This is a genomic window from Halobacterium bonnevillei, from assembly GCF_009831555.1.
Taxonomy (GTDB): domain Archaea; phylum Halobacteriota; class Halobacteria; order Halobacteriales; family Halobacteriaceae; genus Halobacterium; species Halobacterium bonnevillei.
In genome coordinates, this window is sequence record NZ_WUUU01000225.1 from 1 (window position 1) to 3,939 (window position 3,939).

5 protein-coding genes are annotated in these 3,939 nt (G+C 69.7%); 3 read left to right on the forward strand and 2 right to left on the reverse strand.

From position 1 onward, the window contains the following. A partial coding sequence (locus tag GRX66_RS17155; protein ID WP_159527602.1) for a rhomboid family intramembrane serine protease occupies window positions 1–869 on the reverse strand: 869 nt, incomplete at its 3' end. 162 nt (window positions 870–1,031) lie between these two features. On the opposite strand from GRX66_RS17155, the gene GRX66_RS17160 reads away from it, so the two are divergent. The 3 genes from GRX66_RS17160 to GRX66_RS17170 are packed head-to-tail and all read left to right on the forward strand — an operon-like array spanning window position 1,032 to window position 3,701. Beyond that, window positions 1,032–1,466 carry a DUF5788 family protein gene (locus GRX66_RS17160; RefSeq protein WP_159527603.1) on the forward strand — a complete coding sequence of 145 codons (435 nt, stop codon included), beginning with the start codon at window positions 1,032–1,034 and terminating at the stop codon, window positions 1,464–1,466. A gap of 40 nt (window positions 1,467–1,506) precedes the next feature. After that, window positions 1,507–3,258: a DNA polymerase/3'-5' exonuclease PolX gene (gene polX / locus GRX66_RS17165; protein WP_159527604.1), complete on the forward strand. Its 1,752-nt coding sequence runs from the start codon at window positions 1,507–1,509 to the stop codon at window positions 3,256–3,258. A gap of 5 nt (window positions 3,259–3,263) precedes the next feature. Continuing rightward, the gene (locus GRX66_RS17170; protein ID WP_159527605.1) at window positions 3,264–3,701 is read left to right on the forward strand and encodes a Mut7-C RNAse domain-containing protein; all 438 of its coding nucleotides are present in this window, start codon (window positions 3,264–3,266) and stop codon (window positions 3,699–3,701) included. Window positions 3,702–3,728: 27 nt separating this feature from the next. Here the strand turns inward: GRX66_RS17170 and GRX66_RS17175 are convergent. Continuing rightward, window positions 3,729–3,939, reverse strand: a 211-nt coding sequence (locus GRX66_RS17175) for a DUF7140 domain-containing protein (RefSeq protein ID WP_449271472.1), incomplete at its 5' end; no start/stop codon positions are given.

Below are 3,939 nucleotides of genomic sequence, written 5' to 3' on the forward strand. Positions count from 1 at the left end.
CGTTTCAGTTTCGCGCCGTACAGCAGGCCGATGCCGAGGCCCGCGAGGTGCGCGAACTGCGCGACGCCGCCCGCGCCGATGCCGCCGACCGTCGACGCGAAGATGGAGTAGCCCGCGAACAGCAGCGTCGCCAGCCACAGCGGCATCGGAATCACGAAGTAGAGGTAGATGCGGAGGTTCGGGTTGAGCACCGTCAACACGCCGAGGAGGGCGGCGATGGCGCCGCTCGCGCCGAGCACCGCGGAGCCAGTGGAAGTCGTCAGCGACTGCCCCCACCACGACGGGTTCGCGATGAGCGCTGCGCCGACCTGCGCGAGGCCTGCCAGCGCGCCGGCAATCACGAACAGGCCGACGAGTTTCGCGGAGCCGATGCGCTTCTCGACGACCGGGCCGAAGAAGTACAGCACGATGCTGTTCAACACGATGTGCCCGAAGCCGCCGTGGGAGAACACCGACGTCACCCACGTCCAGACGGCCAGCGGTTCGGCCGTGTTGATCGTGAAGAGGTTGAACCACTCCTGGGTGTAAGGCCCGATGCCGAGCGCGGGCGCGACCAGGTACTGCAGCAGGAACGTCACCCACATCAGCGCCAGCAGCGTGAACGCGACGTTCCCGCGGAAGTACGCGAGCACGCCCCCCGGCCCCGTGTCAACGGGCACGCGGGCGGCGAGCCCGTCGCCGTTGCTGCCCGTGTCCTGGACGCTGTCGTCGAATCCGCTGTCGAAGACGCCGCCGGGGTCGTTCCAGTCGTCGAGGCCCGGACAGTCGTGGTTCTCCGGGAGCCTGTGTTTCGAGCAGTACGTCCCGCCGCAGAGCCGACACTGGTATGGCATCGACTCCTGCTCGCCACACCGGTCACACTTCGCCATTGGCGGTGGGTTAGGTAGGCCCGTGGTTATCGTTTTGGGTCTCCGACGCTCCGGCCGGGAAATCCGGACGCTGGGCGGTAACTGTGCGCTCCACTCTCGGGTGGGTCGGCGGCGAGGTGACGTAGCCGGGGGGCTTTTGCGGGTGCCGACAGTAGGTCCGGTATGCGCGAGTTCGAGCGGAAACAACTCCTCGAACGGGTCGACCGGGAGGCCGCGACCGTGGGAGCGTCCATCCCGACAGTCGTCGACCTGCAGGGCGAGGAGTTCGAATTACGGGAGTTCGTCTTCGAGGTGAAGCAGGCCGAGTCGGTGCCGGCGGACCGCCGCGAGGACGTCGAGGAGGCCAAGAAACTCCTGCGTCGGGAGCGCCTGCAGCGCCGACAGCGCCTCGAGGACGGGAACGTCACCCGCGAGGAGGGCGAGCGCCTCGTCGAGGGCATCATCGGCCTCGACCGGGCACTGAACGCCCTGGAGTCGCTTGGCACGACGAACCTCGAAGCCGAGATGGAGGCAAGCGAGCGCGCCGACAAGAAGCGGTGGTTCTCGTTCCTGAAGGAGGCGCTGGGCCACGACGACAACGAGGGCATCAAACGATGACCGGACGGGGAATCCGGGCCGTCGTCCCGGGGGTCGGGCGATGAGCCGGAACACCGAGGTCGCGAGCGTGCTCGAGGAGTACGCCGACCTGCTGGAGGCCCAGGACGTCGACTACAAGCCGAACACGTACCGGCGCGCGGCGTCGAACATCCGCGACTACCCGGACGCGGTCGAGGACCTCGCCGCGGAGGGCGCGGACGCCGTCCAGCAGATCGACGCGGTCGGGGAGTCCATCGCGTCGAAGGTCGTCGAGTACATCGAGACCGGTGAGATCGAGGAACTGGCGGCGGAACGCGAGAAACTCCCCGTGGACATCGAGCAGTTGACCGCCGTGGAGGGCGTCGGCCCGAAGACTGTCAAGCAGCTCTACGACGCGCTCGGCGTGCAGACGCTGGACGACCTGGAGGAGGTGGCCCGTGCGGGAGACGTCCAGGACGTGGAGGGGTTCGGGCCGAAGACCGAGCAGAACATCCTCGACCACATCGAGTTCGCGCGGGCGGCACAGGAGCGCGAACTGCTCGGGGACGGCCGCCCCGTCGCCGAGGACGTGCGGTCGTTCCTCGCGGACGTCGACGAGGTCGACCGCGTCGAGGTCGCCGGGTCGACGCGGCGCTGGCGGGAGACCATCGGTGACGTGGACGTGCTCGCGGCCAGCGACGCCGGCGAGGCCGTGGGCGAAGCCCTCGTCAACTGGGACCGCGTCGACGAGACGCTGGACCTCGGGCCGACGAAGACGAGCGTGCGGATGAACGACCTGCGCGTGGACCTGCGCGTGGTGGTCGACGAGGAGTTCGGCGCGGCGCTGCAGTACTTCACGGGGAACAAGGACCACAACATCACCCTGCGCAACCACGCCATCGAGCAGGGCAAGAAAGTCAACGAGTACGGCGTCTTCGACGTCAGCGACGTGGCGGGTGACGCGGAGGGCCAGCGCGTCGGGGAGCGACTCGCCGGCGAGACGGAGGAAGGGGTCTACGACGCGGTCGGGCTCCCCTGGATGCCGCCGGAACTCCGCGAGGACCGCGGCGAGGTCGAGGCGGCCATCAGCGGCGACCTCCCCGACCTCGTCGAACGGCCGGACGTCCGCGGGGACCTGCACACGCACACGAACTGGTCGGACGCCGAACTCTCGGTGCGGGACATGCTCGAGGCCGCCGAGTCCGTCGGCCACGACTACGTCGCAATCACAGACCACGCCGACGGGCCGGGCGTGTTCGGCGACACCGGCCTCTCGGACGCTGACATCCGCGAACAGGTGGACGAACTCGAGGCCGCGCGGGACGCCGTCGACATCGACGTGTTCCACGGCATCGAGGTGAACATCACGGAGGACGGCGACGTCGTGGAGACCAGCGACGACCTGCTGGCGGACCTGGACGTCGTCATCGCCAGCCCGCACAGCGGCCTCGGCGAGAGCGGCGGCGACCAGACCGAGCGCCTCGTCGCGGCCATCGAACACCCCGGGGTCGACGTCCTCGGCCACCCGTCGGGCCGCCTCATCAACGACCGGCCCGCGATGCAGTTCGACCCGGACGCGCTCGCAGCGGCCGCCGCAGACGCCGGCACGGCGCTCGAAATCAACAGCAACCCCCACCGCCTGGACCTCTGGGGGAGCGTCGTCCAGACCGCCGTCGACGCCGGCGCGACTATCGCCGTGAACACGGACGCGCACTCCGCCAGCGAGTACGAGTACATCGAGTACGGCGTCCACACCGCCCGCCGCGGGTGGGCGGAGGCCGGCGACGTCCTCAACACCCGCGACGCGGACGGCGTCCGGGAGTTCCTCGAGTAGCCGCGATGCGGTTCCTGCTGGACGCGATGCTCGGCGACCTCGCGCGTCTGCTGCGGATGTGCGGCCACGACGCCGCGTACGCGCTCGACCGCGGCGTCGACGCCGACGACGACCTCCGGCGGCTCGCCGACAGCGAGGGCCGCGTGCTCGTCACCCGGGACCGACAGTTGGCAGCGCAGGCGTCGGACAGCGTTCTCGTGACAGCGAAAGACACCGACGAGCAACTCCGCGAACTCGCGGCCGACGGCGTCGACCTGTCGCTTTCGCCCGGCGAGCGCTGCGGCGCGTGCAACGGCGACCTGGCCCGCGTTTCGAAGCCGACGGCCCTGCCGGACTACGTCACCGACGGCGTCGACGCGCTGTGGCGCTGTGCGGACTGCGGGCAGTACTTCTGGCGTGGCAGTCACTGGGACGACGTCGAAGCCCGGCTCGCAGAACTGTGACCGACTGGCGGGCGGCGCCTCGAGAGGCTAGCGGTCGTTTCGCTCCCACCACTCGCAGGCTTCCATGTCGCTCATCTCCTCCTCGTAGAGCCCGCAGTACGGCTGCATGCCCTGCCCGGTGTCGGTGTACTCGAAGTGCGTGCAGTTCCCGCAGTACTTGTCCGGCGTCGGCCCGCCCGCGGACGGCGGCGACCCGGCCTGCTCGTCCAGCGGCGACGTGAGGTCGTCGGACGCCGCG

Bases quoted from the DNA above. Each gene is read 5' to 3' on its own strand.
- GRX66_RS17160 (WP_159527603.1), top strand. From the start codon at position 1,032: ATGCGCGAGTTCGAGCGGAAACAACTCCTCGAACGGGTCGACCGGGAG.
- polX (WP_159527604.1), top strand. From the start codon at position 1,507: ATGAGCCGGAACACCGAGGTCGCGAGCGTGCTCGAGGAGTACGCCGAC.
- GRX66_RS17170 (WP_159527605.1), top strand. From the start codon at position 3,264: ATGCGGTTCCTGCTGGACGCGATGCTCGGCGACCTCGCGCGTCTGCTG.